Source organism: Hominiventricola filiformis (assembly GCF_020686965.1).
GTDB lineage: Bacteria > Bacillota > Clostridia > Lachnospirales > Lachnospiraceae > Hominiventricola > Hominiventricola filiformis.
Map to the genome: position 1 here is coordinate 25,348 of NZ_JAJEPS010000005.1, position 19,512 is coordinate 44,859.

18 protein-coding genes are annotated in these 19,512 nt (G+C 45.9%); 10 read left to right on the forward strand and 8 right to left on the reverse strand.

Annotated elements, in window-relative coordinates; translation table 11 throughout:
• Positions 1-113: 113 nt before the first annotated feature.
• Together fba and LKD36_RS06585 are read left to right on the forward strand one after the other, a co-directional pair.
• Positions 114-1,082: a class II fructose-1,6-bisphosphate aldolase gene (fba, locus tag LKD36_RS06580; protein ID WP_118770451.1), complete on the forward strand. Its 969-nt coding sequence runs from the start codon at positions 114-116 to the stop codon at positions 1,080-1,082.
• A gap of 67 nt (positions 1,083-1,149) precedes the next feature.
• A complete protein-coding gene (locus LKD36_RS06585; RefSeq protein WP_331465183.1) occupies positions 1,150-1,593 on the forward strand; it encodes an HD domain-containing protein in 444 nt (147 codons plus the stop codon).
• 34 nt (positions 1,594-1,627) lie between these two features.
• Here LKD36_RS06585 and LKD36_RS06590 read toward each other — a convergent pair whose 3' ends face one another.
• Positions 1,628-2,962 (reverse strand): MATE family efflux transporter, encoded by a 1,335-nt coding sequence (locus LKD36_RS06590; RefSeq protein ID WP_308459142.1) that lies wholly within the window; start codon positions 2,960-2,962, stop codon positions 1,628-1,630.
• 103 nt (positions 2,963-3,065) lie between these two features.
• Here LKD36_RS06590 and LKD36_RS06595 point away from each other — a divergent pair, with 103 nt between their 5' ends.
• Complete coding sequence (locus LKD36_RS06595) at positions 3,066-3,887, forward strand: MerR family transcriptional regulator (RefSeq protein ID WP_308459143.1); 822 nt, start codon at positions 3,066-3,068, stop codon at positions 3,885-3,887.
• Positions 3,888-4,102: 215 nt separating this feature from the next.
• Here LKD36_RS06595 and LKD36_RS06600 read toward each other — a convergent pair whose 3' ends face one another.
• The 7 genes from LKD36_RS06600 to murC form a co-directional block, all read right to left on the reverse strand.
• Entirely contained in the window at positions 4,103-4,804 is a 702-nt protein-coding gene (locus LKD36_RS06600) for a peptidylprolyl isomerase (protein ID WP_308459144.1), read from the reverse strand.
• 80 nt (positions 4,805-4,884) lie between these two features.
• Complete coding sequence (locus LKD36_RS06605; RefSeq protein ID WP_118770456.1) at positions 4,885-5,619, reverse strand: esterase family protein; 735 nt, start codon at positions 5,617-5,619, stop codon at positions 4,885-4,887.
• A 3-nt stretch (positions 5,620-5,622) separates the two neighbouring features.
• Positions 5,623-6,900: an ATP-grasp domain-containing protein gene (locus tag LKD36_RS06610; protein WP_308459145.1), complete on the reverse strand. Its 1,278-nt coding sequence runs from the start codon at positions 6,898-6,900 to the stop codon at positions 5,623-5,625.
• Between the two features lie 62 nt (positions 6,901-6,962).
• Positions 6,963-8,147: a ribose-phosphate pyrophosphokinase gene (locus tag LKD36_RS06615; RefSeq protein ID WP_308459146.1), complete on the reverse strand. Its 1,185-nt coding sequence runs from the start codon at positions 8,145-8,147 to the stop codon at positions 6,963-6,965.
• A gap of 100 nt (positions 8,148-8,247) precedes the next feature.
• Positions 8,248-9,210, reverse strand: coding sequence for an ATP-binding protein (locus LKD36_RS06620; RefSeq protein ID WP_118770459.1), 963 nt, complete (start codon positions 9,208-9,210; stop codon positions 8,248-8,250).
• Between the two features lie 24 nt (positions 9,211-9,234).
• Positions 9,235-10,269, reverse strand: coding sequence for a DnaD domain protein (locus LKD36_RS06625; RefSeq protein ID WP_308459147.1), 1,035 nt, complete (start codon positions 10,267-10,269; stop codon positions 9,235-9,237).
• Between the two features lie 301 nt (positions 10,270-10,570).
• On the reverse strand, positions 10,571-11,950 hold the full coding sequence (murC, locus tag LKD36_RS06630; protein WP_308459148.1) for a UDP-N-acetylmuramate--L-alanine ligase: 1,380 nt from the start codon (positions 11,948-11,950) through the stop codon (positions 10,571-10,573).
• Between the two features lie 266 nt (positions 11,951-12,216).
• Between murC and LKD36_RS06635 the strand changes: the two genes are divergently transcribed.
• The 7 genes from LKD36_RS06635 (at position 12,217) to LKD36_RS06665 (ending at position 19,505) form a co-directional block, all read left to right on the forward strand.
• Positions 12,217-13,491: a glucose-1-phosphate adenylyltransferase gene (locus tag LKD36_RS06635; RefSeq protein ID WP_118770462.1), complete on the forward strand. Its 1,275-nt coding sequence runs from the start codon at positions 12,217-12,219 to the stop codon at positions 13,489-13,491.
• Positions 13,488-14,606, forward strand: coding sequence for a glucose-1-phosphate adenylyltransferase subunit GlgD (glgD, locus tag LKD36_RS06640; protein ID WP_118770463.1), 1,119 nt, complete (start codon positions 13,488-13,490; stop codon positions 14,604-14,606). The genes LKD36_RS06635 and glgD overlap by 4 nt, the downstream gene beginning before the upstream one ends.
• A 33-nt stretch (positions 14,607-14,639) precedes the next feature.
• Positions 14,640-14,909, forward strand: a complete 270-nt coding sequence (gene spoVG, locus LKD36_RS06645) for a septation regulator SpoVG (protein WP_118770464.1) — start codon at positions 14,640-14,642, stop codon at positions 14,907-14,909.
• A 117-nt stretch (positions 14,910-15,026) separates the two neighbouring features.
• Positions 15,027-15,608, forward strand: coding sequence for a xanthine phosphoribosyltransferase (locus tag LKD36_RS06650; protein WP_118770465.1), 582 nt, complete (start codon positions 15,027-15,029; stop codon positions 15,606-15,608).
• A 113-nt stretch (positions 15,609-15,721) separates the two neighbouring features.
• Positions 15,722-16,156 (forward strand): hypothetical protein, encoded by a 435-nt coding sequence (locus LKD36_RS06655; RefSeq protein ID WP_118770466.1) that lies wholly within the window; start codon positions 15,722-15,724, stop codon positions 16,154-16,156.
• Positions 16,157-16,236: 80 nt separating this feature from the next.
• Positions 16,237-18,738, forward strand: coding sequence for a hypothetical protein (locus tag LKD36_RS06660; protein WP_308459149.1), 2,502 nt, complete (start codon positions 16,237-16,239; stop codon positions 18,736-18,738).
• Between the two features lie 77 nt (positions 18,739-18,815).
• Complete coding sequence (locus tag LKD36_RS06665; RefSeq protein ID WP_118770468.1) at positions 18,816-19,505, forward strand: response regulator transcription factor; 690 nt, start codon at positions 18,816-18,818, stop codon at positions 19,503-19,505.
• Positions 19,506-19,512 lie beyond the last annotated feature (7 nt).

A 19,512-nucleotide genomic window follows, 5' to 3' on the forward strand; every position in this document is an offset into this window, starting at 1 on the left:
CAAGAAAACTGGGAAAAATATGAGAAATTCCTTGTTGATTTCAAAAAAATGTAGTAATATACGAAGTACAGGCACATTTGTGCCAGAATAGGAAAAGAAAGGAAGACAAAACAATGGCATTAGTTACAACCACTGAAATGTTTAAAAAAGCTTATCATGGCGGCTATGCAGTTGGTGCTTTCAACGTAAACAACATGGAGATCGTTCAGGGTATCACTGAGGCAGCTGGAGAGCTGAAGAGCCCGGTTATCCTGCAGGTATCCAAGGGCGCAAGAGCTTACGCTAACCACACTTATCTTGTAAAACTGGTAGAGGCAGCAGTTATCGAGAATCCGGATATTCCGATCGCTCTGCATCTGGATCATGGCGACAGCTTTGAACTTTGCAAATCCTGTATCGATGGCGGATTCACTTCCGTTATGATCGATGCTTCTTCCAAATCTTTCGAGGACAACATCGCAGTAACCAAACAGGTTGTTGAGTATGCACATGCTCATGGCGTAGTTGTAGAGGCAGAGCTTGGTACTCTGGCTGGTATCGAGGATGAGGTAGTCGTAGAGTCTGGTCACGAGAGCTACACCAGACCGGAAGAGGTTGAAGAGTTCGTTGACAGAACTGGATGTGACTCTCTTGCAATCGCAATCGGAACCTCTCACGGCGCATACAAATTCACTCCGGATCAGTGTACCAGAAATGCTGACGGCATTCTTGTTCCGCCGCCACTGCGTTTTGACGTACTTGAGGAGTGCATGAAGAGACTTCCGGAGTTCCCGATTGTTCTTCATGGATCTTCATCTGTACCGCAGGAGTTCGTAAAGATGGTTAACCAGTACGGCGGAAACATGCCGGATGCTGTAGGTATTCCGGAAGAGCAGCTGAGAAAAGCAGCTGAGCTCGCTGTCTGCAAGATCAACATCGATTCCGATATCCGTCTTGCTATGACTGGTAATATCAGAAAATACATGGCTGAGCATCCGGATCACTTCGATCCGAGACAGTATCTGAAACCGGCTCGTCAGGCTGTTAAAGATATGGTTGCTCACAAGATCGTTAACGTTCTTGGATCCAACGGAAAAGCTTAAGTTTTTTCGAATTGAAATTGAAACCCGCCCGGGTCAATCGGGCGGGTTTTTGTGTAGGAGGAAAAAAATGAACGTGCAGGATTTAATGAAAGCACTCCACACTGCAGAACAGTTAAAGGATACTCTGCGTCATTGTGATACATCCGGTGGACGAAGAGAAAGCGTGGCGGAACACAGCTGGAGAGTGTCTCTAATGGCTTACTGGATCAGTGACGAATTTCCTGAAGCGGATATGAATAAAGTGATCAAGATGTGTCTCATTCATGATCTTGGTGAATGCTTTACCGGGGATATTCCCACCTTTGATAAAACGAAAGCAGATGAGCAGCGGGAAGAACAGCTTCTTCAGGAGTGGGTTGATCAGCTGCCTTCACCTTTCAGGGAAGAGATGACAGCACTTTATCAGGAGATGGAAGCACGCGAGACAGTTGAGGCGAAGATCTATAAAGCACTTGATAATCTGGAAGCGGTGATCCAGCATAATGAGTCCGATATATGCTTTGGGCATTGAACATATTCACGGCCGTATATGCCCAGATGAACAGCTACAAATAATTTCGCTCACCAGGCATCAGAAAATAAACGCGATGCATCCAACCGGTGATGAGAAGTGTCAGGAATTCAGCCACCGGAATGGCAATCCAGGCTCCGTTAATACCAAAAATCCGCGGAAGAATCAACAATGAAATAACAATAAAAACCAATGTTCTGCAGAAAGAAATCAGCGCGGACACTTTTCCGTTGGACAGTGCAGTAAAAAATCCGGAAGATGTAATATTCATGCCGCTGAATAGGAAATTAATGGAAAACAATCTGAATCCTACAGAAGCCAGTTCCCAGGTGCCCTGATCTTTTGTAAAAATTGTTACAATGGCAGGAGAGAAGAAGACGGCTGATACTACAATCACAAAGGAAGAAACTGCTACAAACAGGAAAGAAATCCGATATATCTTTCGCAGCTTTACCCGGTTTCCGGCTCCATACTGGAAACCAATAACGGGGCTGATTCCGATGGAAAATCCCAGGTAAAAAGCATTAAACAAAAATTGTCCGTACAACAGAATGGTGATGGCAGCAACTCCGTGTTCACCGGCCAGAGACATCATAACGATGTTAAAAAGAAATGTAATGACAGCATTGGAGAGTTGGGATACCATTTCGGAAGAACCATTATAGCAGGCATCCAGCATCTCCTTTACAGAAAACGTAAAACGGCAGAACCGGAGCTCTCTCCTGGTAAACAGAAAAAAACACAGTCCACAGACTGCCGGAACACATTGTCCGATACCGGTAGCAAGCGCAGCCCCTGCGATTCCCATCTGACACGGAACGATCAATACATAGTCAAGAATCATATTAAAAATACCTGCACCGGTCATGAGCAGAAGGCCAAGTCCCGGGCGTCCCGCAGTCACCAGAAAAGACTGAAAGACAGCCTGCAGCATACAGGCAGGTGCAAATAGCATGGAAGTTCCAAGATACAGGCGGCAGTCGGCAAGCAGCACGTCACTGGCACCCAGAAATCTGGAAATGGGAGTGAGAAACAGCTCAGAAAAAAGCAGCAGGACTAAACTGAGCAGCAGTGCCAGCACCACAAACTGTGTCAATGCTTCGCGAGCACGCTCATTTTTTTCTTCGCCGAGATACTTGCTGATGATCGCATTCCCACCGGTACCAAGCATGGTAGAAATAGCAATTTCCACATTGATAACCGGATACACAATATTCAGTGATGACAGGGCATTACTGCCCAGAAAACGCGAGATAAAGATTCCGTCCACAATGGTATATAATGACATGAACACCATCATAATGATGGATGGCGCTGCGAATTTCAAAAGCCCCGCAGGGGTAATATTCTGATTAATCGAATGACTCATCTGTTAAAATTCCTCTTTCAAACCTAAAACGAAGTGATTGACAAAAGACAGTATATGCTATAGGGTAACCCTATAGTCAAGAAGAAAAACGGGGATGAAAAAGATGGAACAAAGAATGTATATGACGACTGGTGAACTGGCAAAACTTATGGGAATCACGAAGGAAACGTTATTTCATTATGATGAGATCGGACTGTTTCGGCCGGCTGTTGTTATGAAGAATGGATACCGCTATTATGAGGTTAGCCAGATGGAACTGCTGGATGCCATTCTTCTTTTAAAAGAACTGAGAATGCCATTGAAAGAAATCCAGGAACTTCTTGGAAAACGCAGTCCGGAAAGAATGCTGGAAGTTTTTTCAGAACGGGAAGAAAAAATCCAGGAAGAAATGACAAAATTAAAAAATATGAAAAGGTGGATTGCACACCGCAAGGAGCGAATTGAAACAGGACTCCACATAAATACAGATGAAATACGGATTCAGCAATTCCCGGAGCGTTTCTATCTTTACAGCAGTGTGGAAAGCGGAAATGCGGAAGAAAGTTACAGAAAAGCCAATGAACTGGTTACCAGATTTCTGGAAGCTAATCCGGGATTTAAAAGTGATTATGAAGTTGCTTATATACAGCATGGGGATGATGTAGAGCAGGGTATTTATGACCGGTATGACAATGCAATTGTGCTGTTGGAAAAACGTCCGCGTAAACTTTCTTATCAGGTACTTCCGGAAGGCGACTATCTGACAGCTTATCACCGGGGACACTGGAAAACAGTCGGTGCAGCATATCAGCGAATGCTTACATATATTCAGAAACAGGGACTTCAGGTTGAAAGGGAATATATAGAACGGTATCTGATAGATGCTCTCGCAGTGGATGATTTGAATTCTTATATGACAGAGATTACAGTGAGGTTGCTAAAATAAGGTATTTATGCCCGGACTTTCTGATTTTCCGGGCAGAATGAAGCAAAGTTTTTCTATATCGCCAATCAGACCTGGAAATATAATTTTTTACAGGGAATCAGGTGATTTTGGTGAATTCCCTGGGCGGAGCGGAAGATTACTAGTCTATATGCCCAGGTCTGCGGAAACCAGACACACAAAAATGGGACTGCCGACAGACAGTCCCATTACGCAGTTTAATCAATCACAGTTATGGAAGTGATCACCGGCTGATCACCCGCTTTTACAGTTCCGTTATTGTCCTGTACGGGGGTGTTTTCGCAGATGGCGTCTACCACATCCATTCCGTCTGTTACGTGGCCGAATGCGGCGTACTGGCCGTCCAGGAAGGTGCTGTCCTCATGTACGATGAAGAACTGGGAGGAAGCGCTGTCCGGGTCATTGGCGCGGGCCATGGAGATGGTGCCGCGTACATGGGAAATGTTATTTTCCACGCCGTTCTCGGAGAATTCTCCTTTGATGGTTGTATCAGAGCCGCCGGTTCCGTTTCCTTTCGGGTCACCACCCTGAATCATGAAGCCGGAGATGATTCGGTGGAAAGTCAGGCCGTCATAGAAACCTTCCTCTGCCAGATTCACGAAGTTAGTAACGGAGATGGGAGCTTCATCGGCATCCAGTTCCAGAGTGATGGTGCCATAGTCCTGTACGTCAATAGTGATATGATGGAGTCCGGTCAGAAGTTCTTCTTCAGCGGAAGCACTCTCGTCAGAGCCTTCTTTTTTATCGGAAGCATTGTCGGCAGAAGTGTCAGCACCTGCAGTTTCTGCAGTCTCTGTGGTGTCAGTTTCGGCAGCACTGTCAGATTTGGAAGATCCGCATCCGGCGAGCATGGTGCCGCATAATGCAAGTGTTAAAAATAAAACAGTCAGTTTTTTCATAAAATACCTCCATGCGTAAATTCAGTTTCTATTGTAGAAGCTGGATACGGGAAAGTCAAATGTAGATTCTGTGAACTTTTCTACAGAATTTTTCCAAGGAAGTAGGGAGCCTGTTTCTGCCACCAGTTCCAGTCATGGGCGACATCATATCCCCAGTAGTCCACAAATGCAGGAATTCCTTTTGCATGAAGCACGCCGTCCAGTTTTCTGGTATCTGCCAGAAGTTCGTCTTCCCATGCGCCCTGTCCAACGCAGAAGAACATATTACTCCTGCGATACAGAGACATATACGGGTGATCTTCCGGCATATTCTGAAGGCAATGGTAGGGAGAGTTCAGGTAGACCAGATCGTCCATATAGCCGCCCAGTACCTGGGAAGCATCATAGATGCCGCTGAGGCAGATGGTAGTGTCAAAACGGTCCGGAAAGCGGAAAAACAGATTGGCAGCGTGGAAAGCCCCCATACTGCATCCCATAGTCATAGCTTTCTGATTTTTATTTTCCTTTTCCATCAGTGGAAGGACTTCCTGCACCAGATACTGCATCCAGTCTTCATGGAGCACGATCCGGTCACGTGCATTCTTCCAGGTACATGACCAGGTCTCTGCATCGATGGTATCGACACAGTAGAGGCGGAGCTTTCCTTCTTCAATAAAGGGGGCACAGGCATCTACCATGCCGAATCCTTCAAAATCATTGTGTTTTCCATCCTGAGAAGGGATGACCAGACAGGATTTGCCGGCATGACCGTAGACCTTGACCGGCATATCGCGGTGCAGTCTTTCACTGTACCAGTTCAGTTCTTTTATCTGCATGATTTATTCTTTCCTTTTGGTTGTAGTTTTTGCCGGAGCCTTTCGATTTCTGGCAGCCGGTTTCCTTGCCGGTTTTACCGGTTCCGGAGGGCAGAGTTCCAATGTGTACCGGAAGAATTCTTCCATCTTTTCCTTACTTTCCAGATGAGCCAGATACATATAATTTCCCATGCCGTGTGCAAGTACTTCGGGAAGCTCTTGTGCAAGCTTCAGATCGGCTTTCCAGACGTCCAGAATTTCTTCATGGGAGTGCAGATAATGCAGCTCTTTCCAGCGGCCTACGTAGGCACAGAAGCAGCGTGTGGCTTTGGTCTGATGCCGGAGTTTGTCGTAGACCATCATATCGGCATAATGCTGATAACAATTGGTACTGTAGGCAAAGTTCACCATATCGGGAGTCGGTCCTCCAGATGGACGCATATTGACCTCCAACCCCACAATCTGACCTTTTTTTCCGAGATAGGCGTGATCCTGTGTCAGACGGAAAAATTCCAGATGGACAAAGCGGCTTCTTACCCGGAATGCTTTCAGGCAGGCTTTTCCGGCAGCTTTGAGATCATCAGCTACCTGGTCTACAATATAGAATTGGATGGAACCATGCTGGTTGACGCTATCCATGATGGAGATCGGTGTAATGTTACCAGTTTCGAAGAGTACGGTTCCCTTACTGTTTACGATAGCGTCATAGGAACAGATCTCGCCGGGCACCAATTCTTCCATGATATAGGGTACCGATGGGAGATTGCGGAAGAAATCGGTCAGATCTTTCTCATTTTCCAGTTTCCAGGTATCACAGGCACCGACGCCGCAGTCTGGTTTTACGATGACCGGATAACCGACTTCTTTGATAAAAGTTTCCGCGCTGGCCTGATCCTGCACCATATGAAAACGGGCAGTTGGAATTCCAGCTTTTTTATAACCTTCCTTCATGCGGGATTTTTGCTTGATCAGCGCCATATCCTTCGGCTGTAGACCAGTCGTGATATGGAAATCTTCCCGCAGTCGTGCATCCTGAGTGAGCCAGTACTCATTATTACTTTCCAGCCAGTCAATTTTTCCATGGTGGAAAGAAAGAAACGCTACTGCACGGAACATTTCGTCATAGTTTTTCATATTATCCACCCGGTAATACTCTGTCAGGGCAGATTTTAAGACGGGGGAAAGTTCATCGTAGGGGGTGTCTCCGATTCCGAGGACATTGACGCCGTCATTTTTCAGGGCGACGCAGAAATTTTCATAATTTCCGGGGAATGCAGGAGAAATAAAGAGGAAATTTTTCATTAGTAATGCTTCTCCTTACAAAAAAAAACTGACCGTATGAAACGGCCAGGGTGAATATTATTTTACAGTCGACCGCCTTTATATTTTTCCAGAAAACGATGGATTCTCTCAAACGGATCCAGAAGATCGCTGATGGAAGCATCGTGATTCAAGGTATCAATTAAAAGGGCGATATATTTGCTCATGTCACAGGAAATGTAATATTCTCTGGAAAGAAGTTCCGGTGACTGGTACACCAGGTTAGTGGTAAACAGACGATCAAAAAGTCCCTCTTTATATGCTTCGTCAAATTTTTCCATTCCGTTGGTGAAAAGACCAAAGGTGGAATACAGGAAAATTCGATTCGCATGCAGTGCTTTCAGCTGGCGGGCTACGTCGATCATGCTCTCGCCGGAGGAGATCATATCGTCTATAACGACAACATCTTTGCCGGCTACGTTGCTGCCGAGGAACTCATGGGCAACGATGGGGTTGCGTCCGTTGACGATGCGTGCATAGTCACGTCGTTTGTAAAACATACCCATATCAATACCGAGAACATTTGCCAGATAAACAGCACGGCCCATGCCGCCTTCATCCGGGCTGATCACCATCAGATGTTCACTGTCTACCTTGATATCGCGGACGTTGGTGAGCAGTGCTTTGATGAACTGGTAAGCAGGCTGTACGGTTTCAAAACCTGACAGCGGGATCGCATTCTGGACACGCGGGTCGTGAGCGTCAAAAGTAATAATATTGTCAACGCCCATCTTGGTCAGCTCCTGAAGAGCAAGTGCGCAGTCAAGAGACTCTCTTGCGGAACGCTTGTGCTGGCGACTTTCGTACAGGAACGGCATGATGACGGTGATTCTTCTTGCTTTTCCTCCACATGCGGCGATGATACGTTTCAGATCCTGATAATGGTCGTCCGGGGACATATGGTTCTCATGTCCGCACAGAGAATAAGTAAGACTGTAGTTACATACATCAACCATCAGGTACAGATCACGTCCACGGACAGATTCCTGCACAATTCCTTTTGCCTCGCCGGAACCAAACCGGGGTACCTTTGCGTTCAGGAGATAAGACTCTTGTTCGTATCCCTGGAATACGATATTATCTTTGTGCTGATTAGCGCTTTCGTGACGCCACTGCACCAGGTAATCGTCCACTCTTTTTCCAAGATTTTTACAGCTCGGCAGTGCAATGATGCCGAGAGAGCCAACGGGAATCGTTTCCAGAACCCGTTCACTGCGCTGAATATTCATGATGTAATCCTCCATATAATAAGATGCAATTTAAATACAATATAATAATAAATATCTCAGTAAGACCATACCATCAGCAGTAAGCCAACGTCAAGGACTTTCAGCGGGAACCTGCGATTTTTCTCCGAATTCGGATATCACTGCCCGTAAACTTCAGAAGTGTATAGGAACTGGTGATACGGGAGAAGACACGTTCGCTGTAAATATCCCGGAAATCCTGCAGGGAGAGGTTGGTGGAAATGATGGTCGATTTCCCTGCCAGCATCCGTTCGTTCAGTATCTGGAACAGCTTGGATACCGTAAAGGTATTGGAAAGCTCGGTTCCCATGTCATCTAAAATCAGAAGGTCACTTTCCAGAAGCGGCTCGTAAGCCTGGCGGAAATTTTCAGAACCGCCGGATATGGCACCAGAGAGCAGTTCAAACAGCTGGAAAGATGTAAAATAGATGACGGAAAATCCTTTGTCCAGCAGTTCTTTGGCAATGCAGTTGGAGAGAAATGTCTTTCCGGTTCCGACAGAACCGTAGAAAAGCATGCTCTTTCCGTCTTTCCTGAAGTTCAGGGCATATTCCTGACAGGTCCGGATGATGGGCGGCATGGAAGTCCTCTGTGTCTCATCATAGACGTCATAGGACAGGGTGGAAAAGTTCTCTTTTTCCAACACAGATTGAAGTCTTGAGGAAGAATAGAGAAGTTCGATCTCTTTCTGCCGGAAGCAGTGGCATTTTTTCTGGCCGACATATCCGGTGTCCTTACAGTCCGGACAGGTATACTGCATTTCCATATAATCCACGGGATAACCTGCTTTTTTCAGGATCTGTTCTTTTTCTGCCCGCAGGGAGGACAGTTCCTGACGGAGTATCTCCAGAGCATCCGGTTCTTCGTCAAAAAGTCGTTCCGCCTGGCGGATGCTGCAGGCAGACATAGCTTCCTGAATCTCTCTGATCCGAGGAAACTTTTCGTAGATCTCGTCGGTCCGGGCGCACTGCCTGCGGTAATTTTCATATTGTCTGCGGTCATATCCCCGCATGATGGTATCGTATTGACTGTTGGTCAGTGCCATGGGATCAGCCCTCCTTTTTCAGACTCAGTGCTGGCTTTCCAGGAGCTGTTTCTCCAGCTCGTCGAAATCATAATCACGTTGCTGGAAATTAGTGAAACCGGTGGAGCGGGCCTGGGATGCAGGTGCTCTGCGTGCTGCTTTTTTCTGATGTTCCTGATCCAGCGCCAGTACATCGTTCATATTATGTACCTTCTGATCCGACCATCGGGTAAGAATGCGGTCGGCATACTCAAAGTTTGGCTTATGAAGCCGCTCCATGGTTCGTCTGCATGCCTCCAGTACCAGATCCAGGGTAAAGTCATAGGTGTTCAGCCACTTTTCAATGTAGGAAAGCTCCGGGTCCACCGGATTCCGGTCATTGATGCCGAAGGCCTTCATGATGGCAAAGGTATTTCTCCGGTAAGTGGTGGTACGTTCCTTCGCCTGCCCCACCGTAGAGATGCCTGCCTCCGCCCATGCAAGCCCTACCGTGCGGATATAGTGGATACTTTTGCTGCCCTTGCAGACACAGTACTCTACCAGATATTCGATCAGATCAGCAGAGAAATGAAGCTGGTCATAAAAATAGAGAATGGTCTCAATCTCCGAAGGAGACAGTGTTTTTCCAAGGTACTGGTTGCACACAAAGAGAAGCTGCCGGCATTCTGACTGCTGCGCGAAGGCATTGAGCTCTTCCGGGCTGTAAGATTTTGGCGCGGGAGTTTCTTTCTCCTGGCGGAGAGAGACGGTGGCATTTGCCTCTGATTTTTTTGCTACCGGATCAGGAATGGTACAGAGATAAATTCCCTGAAGGGTGTTGGCATCGTCGCATTCCAGAGACAGGATGCCCTGTTTTTCCCAATATTTTAAAGCGCGTAAAATATCGCTTTCTGTTTTATCCATGACATCGGCAAGACCGGCTACGGACAGAGAAATATCCGGACAGTTCAGGGCGCGCAGAAGGTAGAGATACACTTTCACGTATTCTCCGTTTGCACCCGGCATATAATAATCCAGAAAAAGATTGGACACGCTGGTAACTCCCGGTGTACCGTCGGTCTTTAATACAAAATCACTCATTTTTTTATACTCCTACTCTATACGGAGTATAGCACAGCTCCCGGGAAAAGAAAATAGGTGGGAAACTGACAGTGGATATGGAAAACCGGTGTGGAATAAGAATGTGGATAATGTGGATAACCTGGTGGACAGTTTTCATTATTGGAAACCTGTTTCGACAGAAAAATACAGGAAATTCAACGAAAACAGGGAATTTGACAGATCGGTGTCAGGAATATTATGTAAATGTCTTATCCACGAAAAAATCCACATGCTTATGCAACTTATTATGTTGATAAACATGTGGATAATGTGGATAACTTTATCTGGAAAGCAGATTTTCCCCTATTTTCAGCACATCTCCGGCACCCATAGTTATCAACAGGTCCCCGTGCATACATTTTTTTAATAAAAATTTCTCAATTTCCTCAAATGTTGGGAAATAATAGCAGGGTTTTCCAAGTTTTTCGATTTCCGCCTGTAATGTCTGAGAGCTGATCCCCAGGGTATCGGTCTCTCTGGCTGCATAAATATCAGCGAGAACGATGTGGTCCGCATGGGAAAGGGCCTGCGCAAACTGCGTAAGGAATGCTTTGGTTCTGGTATAGGTATGGGGCTGGAAGACACACCACAGTTCCCGGTGTGGATAGTTGGCAGCTGCTTTTAAGGTGGCTTCGATCTCTGTTGGATGATGTGCGTAATCATCGATGATGGTGAAACCGTTTACCTCACCCTTGTACTGGAAACGACGGTTCGTGCCGTGGAACATGGAGAGACCTCTGGCAGCAGTGTCAGCGTCAATGCCAAGTTCCAGGGAAGTGGCCAGTGCAGCCAGTGCATTGGAGACATTATGGATACCTGGGACATGAAGTGTAATCATGCCTAGATCTTCACCATGATGGAACAGGCGGAAAGAAGCACATCCTTTCTCGTCATAGGAAATTTCTTTTGCAGTGTAGTCTTCCGTTCCGTTCATACCATAGGTGACAGTTCGGCCTTTGATACCGTCGGTAATTTCCTCCGGGTGCTCGATCTGGCTGTTTAAAACCAGAAGTCCATCGTCCGGGAGAAGTCCGGCAAAGCGGTGGAAGGAATGACGAATATCCGCGAGATCTTTGAAGAAATCCATATGGTCTTCTTCAATATTCAGGATCACTGCCACTGTCGGAAAGAAGGACAGGAAGCTGTTGGTGTACTCGCAGGCTTCAGTCAGAAATGTATCAGAATGGCCCACACGGATATTTCCGCCGATCTCCGGAAGAATACCGCCTACGGAGATTGTAGGATCCTTCTGGCTCTCCATGAGGATCATGGACAGCATGGAAGTGGTTGTGGTCTTTCCGTGGGTTCCGGATACACCAATGGACGTTTTGTAGTTTTTCATAATCTGACCCAGCAGTTCTGCACGGGTCAGCATGGGAAGAGACTGGCGTGCGGCTTCTGCAAATTCCGGATTGTCAGGATGGATGGCAGCCGTGTAGACGACCACATCAATGCCCGGAATAATATTGGAAGCTTTTTGACCGTAAAAGATCTGCGCTCCTTTGGAGATCAGGTGTCTGGTAAGATCGGATTCCTGAGAATCAGAACCGGATACGGTAAATCCTTCCTTCAGAAGAATTTCCGCAAGACCACTCATACTGATGCCGCCGATGCCTATAAAATGTATATGGCATGGCTCTTTAAAGTTTATCTGATACATGAAAATTCAGCCTTTCTGCGTTTTTATTTTACATTATATCCTATTTAAATGAAAAAGCAACGGTTTGTAAAAGCTGACAAAAAATAAACAAAGAGAATGTAAAAAATGACGAAGCAAAAGTGGGGGGAATGTAAGAAAAGATAAAAAACATCACAAAATATGAAAAAATAAAGAATGATTTTGGTGAAAAATGTTCACCACTTATAAAAAGTGTGCTATAATAACCACATCAAAACATGTTTTTCTATGCAGCAAGAGGTGATAGCGTGATAAAAAAAGAAATGATTGCCATGCTTTTAGCTGGCGGGCAGGGAAGCCGTCTCGGGGTGCTTACGTCCAAAGTTGCCAAACCGGCAGTTGCTTTTGGAGGAAAGTACCGCATTATCGACTTCCCGTTAAGCAACTGTATCAATTCAGGTATTGATACAGTTGGAGTACTGACACAGTACCAACCGTTGAGATTGAATACGCATATCGGAATCGGAATGCCGTGGGATCTGGATCGGAATAATGGAGGTGTGACGATTCTTTCACCCTATGAGAGAAGTGCCGGAAGTGACTGGTATTCCGGTACGGCCAATGCCATTTATCAGAATATCGATTATATTGATACCTACAATCCGGAGTATGTGTTGATTCTGTCAGGTGATCATATCTACAAGATGGATTATGAGGTAATGCTGGATTATCACAAGGAAAACAATGCGGCAGTGACCATTGCCTGCATGCCGGTACCGTGGGAAGAAGCCAGCCGTTTCGGCGTGGTGATCACGGATGATACCGGAAAGGTTACGGATTTTGAGGAAAAACCGGCAAATCCGAGAAGTAATCTGGCATCCATGGGAATCTACATTTTTACATGGAAGGTATTAAGAGAAGCACTGATCAAGATGCGTTCCGTACCGGGATGTGATTTCGGAAAACATATTCTTCCGGAATGTCTGGAAAACGGGGAGCGGCTGTTCGCATATGAGTACAATGGATACTGGAAAGATGTAGGTACACTTGGTTCCTACTGGGAAGCCAATATGGAACTGATCGATATCATCCCGGAATTTAATCTCTATGAGGAGTTCTGGAAGATCTATACCAAGAGTGATGCAGTTCCGCCATTATATGTATCGGAAGATGGATTTATCGAGCGAAGCATTGTCTGCGGCAATTCCACAATTGAGGGAACTGTGATCAATTCCGTCATCGGAGCCAATGTACATATCTGTAAGGGCGCTGTGGTGCGGGATTCTATCATTATGAAGAATACCACTGTGGGAGAAGGCACTCAGGTGGACAAGTCCATCATTGCAGAGGAGGTTGTGATTGGAGATCACTGCACGCTCGGCGTAGGGGAAGATATTCCGAATAAAGTAAATCCAAAAGTATATTCTTTTGGTCTTGTGACCATCGGAGAGAATTCCGTCATTCCTCCCAATGTCCAGATCGGCCTGAATACGGCCATTTCCGGACCGACGGAGAGTGAGGATTATCCAAACGGAATACTCGCAAGCGGTGAGACTTTAATTAAGGCAGGTGATCGGTCATGAGAGCAATAGGAATTATATTAGCAGGCGGCAATAATCATCGGATGAGAGAACTTTCGCAGAAGCGCGCCATTGCGGCTATGCCGGTAGCAGGAAGTTATCGGAGCATTGATTTTGCATTGAGCAATATGTCCAATTCCCATGTGCAGAAGGTGGCAGTTCTGACCCAGTACAATTCCCGTTCGCTGAATGAGCATCTGAGCTCCTCCAAATGGTGGGACTTTGGAAGAAAACAGGGCGGACTGTATCTCTTTACTCCTACGTTGACCATGGATAACAATTACTGGTACCGTGGAACGGCAGATGCTCTTTATCAGAATCTGGACTGGCTCAAACAGAGCCATGAACCGTATGTGGTCATCGCATCCGGAGACGGCATCTACAAGATGGATTATGGAAAAGTGCTGGAATATCATATTGATAAGAAGGCAGATATTACTGTTGTATGCAAGGAGATGCCGCAGGGAGCCGATCTGAGCCGATTCGGAGCCGTAAAGGCAGATGACAATGGAAGAATCATTGATTTTGAAGAAAAACCCATGGCGACGGATGCCCATATGGTGTCATGCGGGATCTACATTATTCGCAGACGCCAGCTGATTGAACTAATTGAAAAGTGTGCGCAGGAAGACCGCTTCGATTTTGTGCGTGATATTCTGATCCGTTACAAAAATGTAAAGAAGATCTATTCTTACAAGATTGACAGTTACTGGAACAGTATTTCGTCGGTAGAGTCGTATTATGAGACGAATATGGATTTCCTGAAACCGGAAGTCAGAAAACATTTTCTGCAGGACTATCCGGATATATATTCCAAAGTTCAGGATTTACCGCCGGCGAAGTATAATGCAGGCTCTAATGTGAAGAACAGCCTGGTAGCCAGTGGCTGCATTATAAATGGCACCGTAGAGAATTCCATTCTCTTTAAAAAGGTGTTCGTGGGGAATAATTGCGTGATTAAAAACTCTATTATTCTGAATGATGTGTATCTGGGTGACAATACTCACATTGAGAACTGTATTGTAGAAAGCCGGGATACGATCCGGGCAAATTCCCGCTATGTGGGGGAAGACGGAGTGAAAGTGGTCATTGAGAAGAATGACAGATATATCATGTAAGCTCCACAAAATAAGAGATACGAGGAGAGGTCTATGAAGATTACAGATGTACGGATTCGAAAAGTTGCAAAAGAGGGTAAGATGAAAGCGGTAGTCTCCATTACCATTGATGGAGAATTTGTAGTACATGACATTAAGGTAATTGAAGGCGAAAAAGGAATGTTTATTGCCATGCCCAGCAGACGTGCTTCTGATGGAGAGTACAGAGATATTGCACATCCGATCAGTTCTGCAACCCGCGACTGTATCCAGACAACGATTCTTGAAAAATATCAGGAAATTCTGGAAGAGCCGGCAGAATAGAAATTTCCCGCGGTCAGTCAGATCGCGGGTTTTTTGCGTTCAGGCATTGAAATATTGGATAGTCTGGGGTAGAATGTAAAAAATATATCCAGCAGGAACAGGAGAGAAACGGCAATTATGGAACTTTTGAAGGAACGAATCCGTAAAGACGGAGTTATGAAACCGGGAAATGTACTGAAAGTAGACAGCTTCTTAAATCACCAGATGGATATTGAGCTGTTTAATGAGATGGGAAAAGAATTCAAACGCAGATTTGAAGGCGTGAAGATTGATAAGATTCTTACCATCGAAGCATCCGGAATCGGAATTGCTGCCATTGTAGCACAGTATTTTAAATGTCCGGTTGTATTTGCAAAAAAATCCCAGTCCATCAATCTGGACGGCACCATGCTGTCTGCTCCGGTGGAATCTTTTACCCATAAGCGGAAATATGAAGTTATCGTTGCAAGCAAATTCCTTCATCCGGATGAAAATGTTCTGGTAATTGATGATTTTATGGCAAATGGATGCGCGGCAGCAGGTCTGTGTCAGATCATTGAAGCTGCACATGCCAATGTTGCAGGAATCGGAATTGTGATCGAGAAAGGATTCCAGCACGGCGGAGCAATGCTCAGAGGACGCGGTTATCGTGTAGAGTCCCTGGCAATCGTTGAGGAGATGGATCCGGAGACGCAGACTATCCGTTTCAGAGAAGACTAAGTGAAGAGATTTACAAAAGAGGGAGTATCGTTTCGGCGATGCTCCCTTTTGTGTCTTTTACCGGACGGAAAGCATATACTTCATTATAGGTAAAAAGAATGGAGTCTGGATTCATGAAAGAGCCGAACGAATGGAATCAGAGGATGTTCCCGTGGCTGTATCCATATGGAAACCGAATGAATTACCTGAGTCTTTGGGATCAGCCGGAAAGAATGGAAGATGAAGAGGACTTCCGGAGACTGCAGGAAATGTATCCGATCATGGCGAGAAGGCTGAAGCCTTATGTGGATGAAGTATGTTCGCTGTTGGAGTATCCGGGCAGCATGATGTATGATGAGTACCCGGATCAGCTCTCCCTTAGAAAAAAGAGCCTGGAGATATGGGAACGGGCGGAAAAAGGGGAACGTTTCGGAAAAGACGCACCGGGATGGGAGCAGGTGCAGGATTTGATCGGTGTACTTTTGCTGCAGGAGATGATGTGCCGAAGAAAGACCAACAGGAGACGGTATACCCCGGTAAAAGTAATTGACACGCTTTCAAAGCGATAGTAAACTAAAGAAAATGTGTAGAATAAAGGCCGATTGTTTTCAGCAGAGAACAGTTGGCTTTTTCCAAAAAGGTGGATAAAATGAAGAAAAAATTAATTCAGTATGTAAGTGTGCTGCTGTCATTTCTGGCAGGACTTTTTCTGACCAGCTATCTGACTCAGGTGGGAAACAGGGATATGACCACATCGATGGCAGAGGCAGTTCTTCCGGTACTCTATGCGGAAACGGAAGGGACCCTCTACAATGAGATGCATGGATACAGGACAGATATGGATGGCGGCTATATGAAGGATTCTGTGATTGCAGTGCAGGAGGATCATGTGCTGAAGCTGGCGCTGGAAAAGTATAATGCACAGATCACGGATACCTCCTATGAAGTGAGAAGTCTGGATTCGGAACGGCTGATTCAGGATGGAAGCGGTCTGCAGGGAGAGGACGATGGACAGTATATCCGTTATACGGTACAGCTGAAGGATCTGCTGGAACCGGAGAAAGATTATCTTCTGATCTGCAAGGTGAAGACTGGAGATGAGGAAGAAATAAAATACTACTCCCAGATCACCTACCTGGGTGAAAACCATATGCAGGAATGCCTGGATTTTGCAAAGGAATTTCATCGGGTGACAGTTGAAAAGGACAGTTCCAGTATGTTTCTGAATTATCTGGAACCGAACGGAACCATGGATGGAAAGAGCCTGGGGTATGTCAATATTCATTCCCGTTCCGGCCCTGTTACATGGGGAGATATGCAGGTCGCAGAGACTGGCGACCTGAAACTGTCGGTCACTGATATTTCCAAAGATGTGGCGGCGGTTGTATTTACCTATACGTTGAAAAATACGGATTCAAAAGAGACCTACGATGTACGGGAAGCCATCCGTGTCAGATATACGGCATCCAGAATGTTCCTGCTGGCATATGAGAGAACAGCAGATCAGATCTTTTCACCTGGAAAGGGATTGCTGACGGATAATAAATTTGCTTTTGGTATTCAGAGCGACATGCCTGATTACAGAAAAAATAAGGAAGAAAATGTCATTGGATTCGTTTCCCAGGGACAGCTGTGGTGCTACGATTTTGGGCAGAACCGGCTGAGTCTTGTCTATGGTTTTGAAGACGGTCAGGATGAGAGGGGAACCTATGGAGCGCATGATTTCCGGATCCTGCAGGTCGAAGAGTCCGGCAGTATGGATTTTCTGGTATATGGATATATGAACAGGGGACGTTATGAAGGAATGAGTGGAGTGCTCATGTGCCATTATGACGCGATTATGAATACGGTTGAGGAACAGTTTTTTCTTCCGTCAGACCGGCCATATGCTGCAGTGAAGGAAGAACTTGGCAAACTGGCGGTGGAGAACAGTAATGGTCAGGCATGGATCTACAGCAGGGGAATGATTCTGCAGATCGATCTGGAGACCAGCCAGGTAACGGTTTTGGCCAACGATATTCCGGAAGAACTGGTGCAGATTTCAGACAGTGGACAGACAGCGGCATGGACAGACGGCAGCAATAGCGTGATCAGTCTTCTGCATACGGAGACTGGAATTGTACAGCGGATTGAGGCATCCGCAGGAGAAGCCGTTCGTGCCCTTGGTTTTATGGAGGAAGATTTTATCTACGGAACTGCGCGTGTGGATGATATCCGGGTGCAGGAAGATGGAAGTGAGATTTTTCCCATGTACCGGATTATTATTCGTGCAGCCGATGGACAGGCAGTGCGGGAATTTGATTATTCGTCCAAAGGAAAATATGTGACGGATCTTTCCATTGTGCAGAACCGGATTGATCTTTCCTGTATACAGGCCTCCGGAGACGGCGGATATGTGGAAGCACTTCCGGAACCGATTACGTATGCCAATGAAAATACATCGGAGCTTCTGAGTCTGAAAACTGCATATGATGAAGTAAAAAGAAATGAATATTTCCTTAGTTATAGTGGGACGATGAAGAACAGCAGCCTGAAGCGTCCGAAGGTGAAACTGGTGCTCTTTGAAGGAAGCCGGACACTGGAAGTGGGCGAACAGGGAACGGACTGCTATCTTGTGTACAGCTTTGATGGACAGACGGAAGGATATGAAAAACTGGCAGATGCCGTCAATGCAGCTTATGATAACATGGGTTCTGTGTGGAAAGCTGGTAAATGCTGCTGGAGCAGGGGAACAAGCCGCAGCAGAGTTCTGCTGGACGGATTTGACGGAGAAGAAGATTCTGCAGAAAGCAGCGCAGATGTTCTGACCGCCTGTATGCAGCGGGTACTGAAAACGAGGCAGATATATACGGATGTGCAGTCTCTTCGGGATGAGGGTATGTCTGCGTGGAAGATCTGGAATCAGGAACTTGGAACGGATAGCTGTATTCTTTCAGGATGTAGTGTGGAGACGGTTCTCTACTATATTGATAAAGGAATGCCGGTGCTTGGCATGACAGGAACCGGCGAGGCAGTGCTTATTGTAGGATATGATGCCCAGAATGTGGTGCTGTGGACTCCGGGACAGGCCGGAACCAGAAATATGGGAAGAAAAGACGCCGCTGCAATGTTTGCAACAGCCGGAAATCTGTATTTTACCTGTCTTCCTTAAAAAAATCTTAATAAAATTACGGCTTCTATCTTAAAAAAGGAATGTTATAACATAATCAGCAAAGGAGATACGAGAATATGAACATTCTGGTTTGTGACGATGACCATGCAATTGTAGATGCCATTGAAATCTATCTCAGTCAGGAAGGCTATAGGGTACTGAAGGCTTATGATGGGCTGGAAGCCATAAAAATGCTTCAGGAGCATGAAATCCATCTGATACTTATTGATATTATGATGCCAAAGATGGATGGAATGCGGGCAACTATGAAAATCAGGGAAACCAGTGGAGTGCCCATTATTTTCCTCTCAGCAAAATCAGAAGATGTGGACAAGATTCTTGGGCTCAATATCGGAGCGGATGATTATATTACCAAGCCGTTCAATCCGCTGGAATTGACTGCCCGTGTAAAATCTGTCCTGCGCAGATACACGCAGCTTGGAGCAATTGCAGAGAAGAAAAATCATATTTTCCGCATTGGCGGTCTGGTAGTGGATGACGATGGGAAAGAAGTAACTGTAGAAGGTGAGCCGGTGAAGCTGACACCGATAGAATATCGTATTCTTCTGTTACTGGTGAAAAACCCTGGAAAGGTATTTTCTATAGGCCAGATTTACGAAAGCATCTGGAACGAGGATGCGATCAGCGGAGACAACACAGTGGCTGTTCATATTCGACATATCCGGGAAAAAATTGAGATCAATCCGAAAGAGCCGCGCTATCTGAAAGTGGTTTGGGGAGTGGGCTACAAGATTGACCGGGAATAGGAGGAGC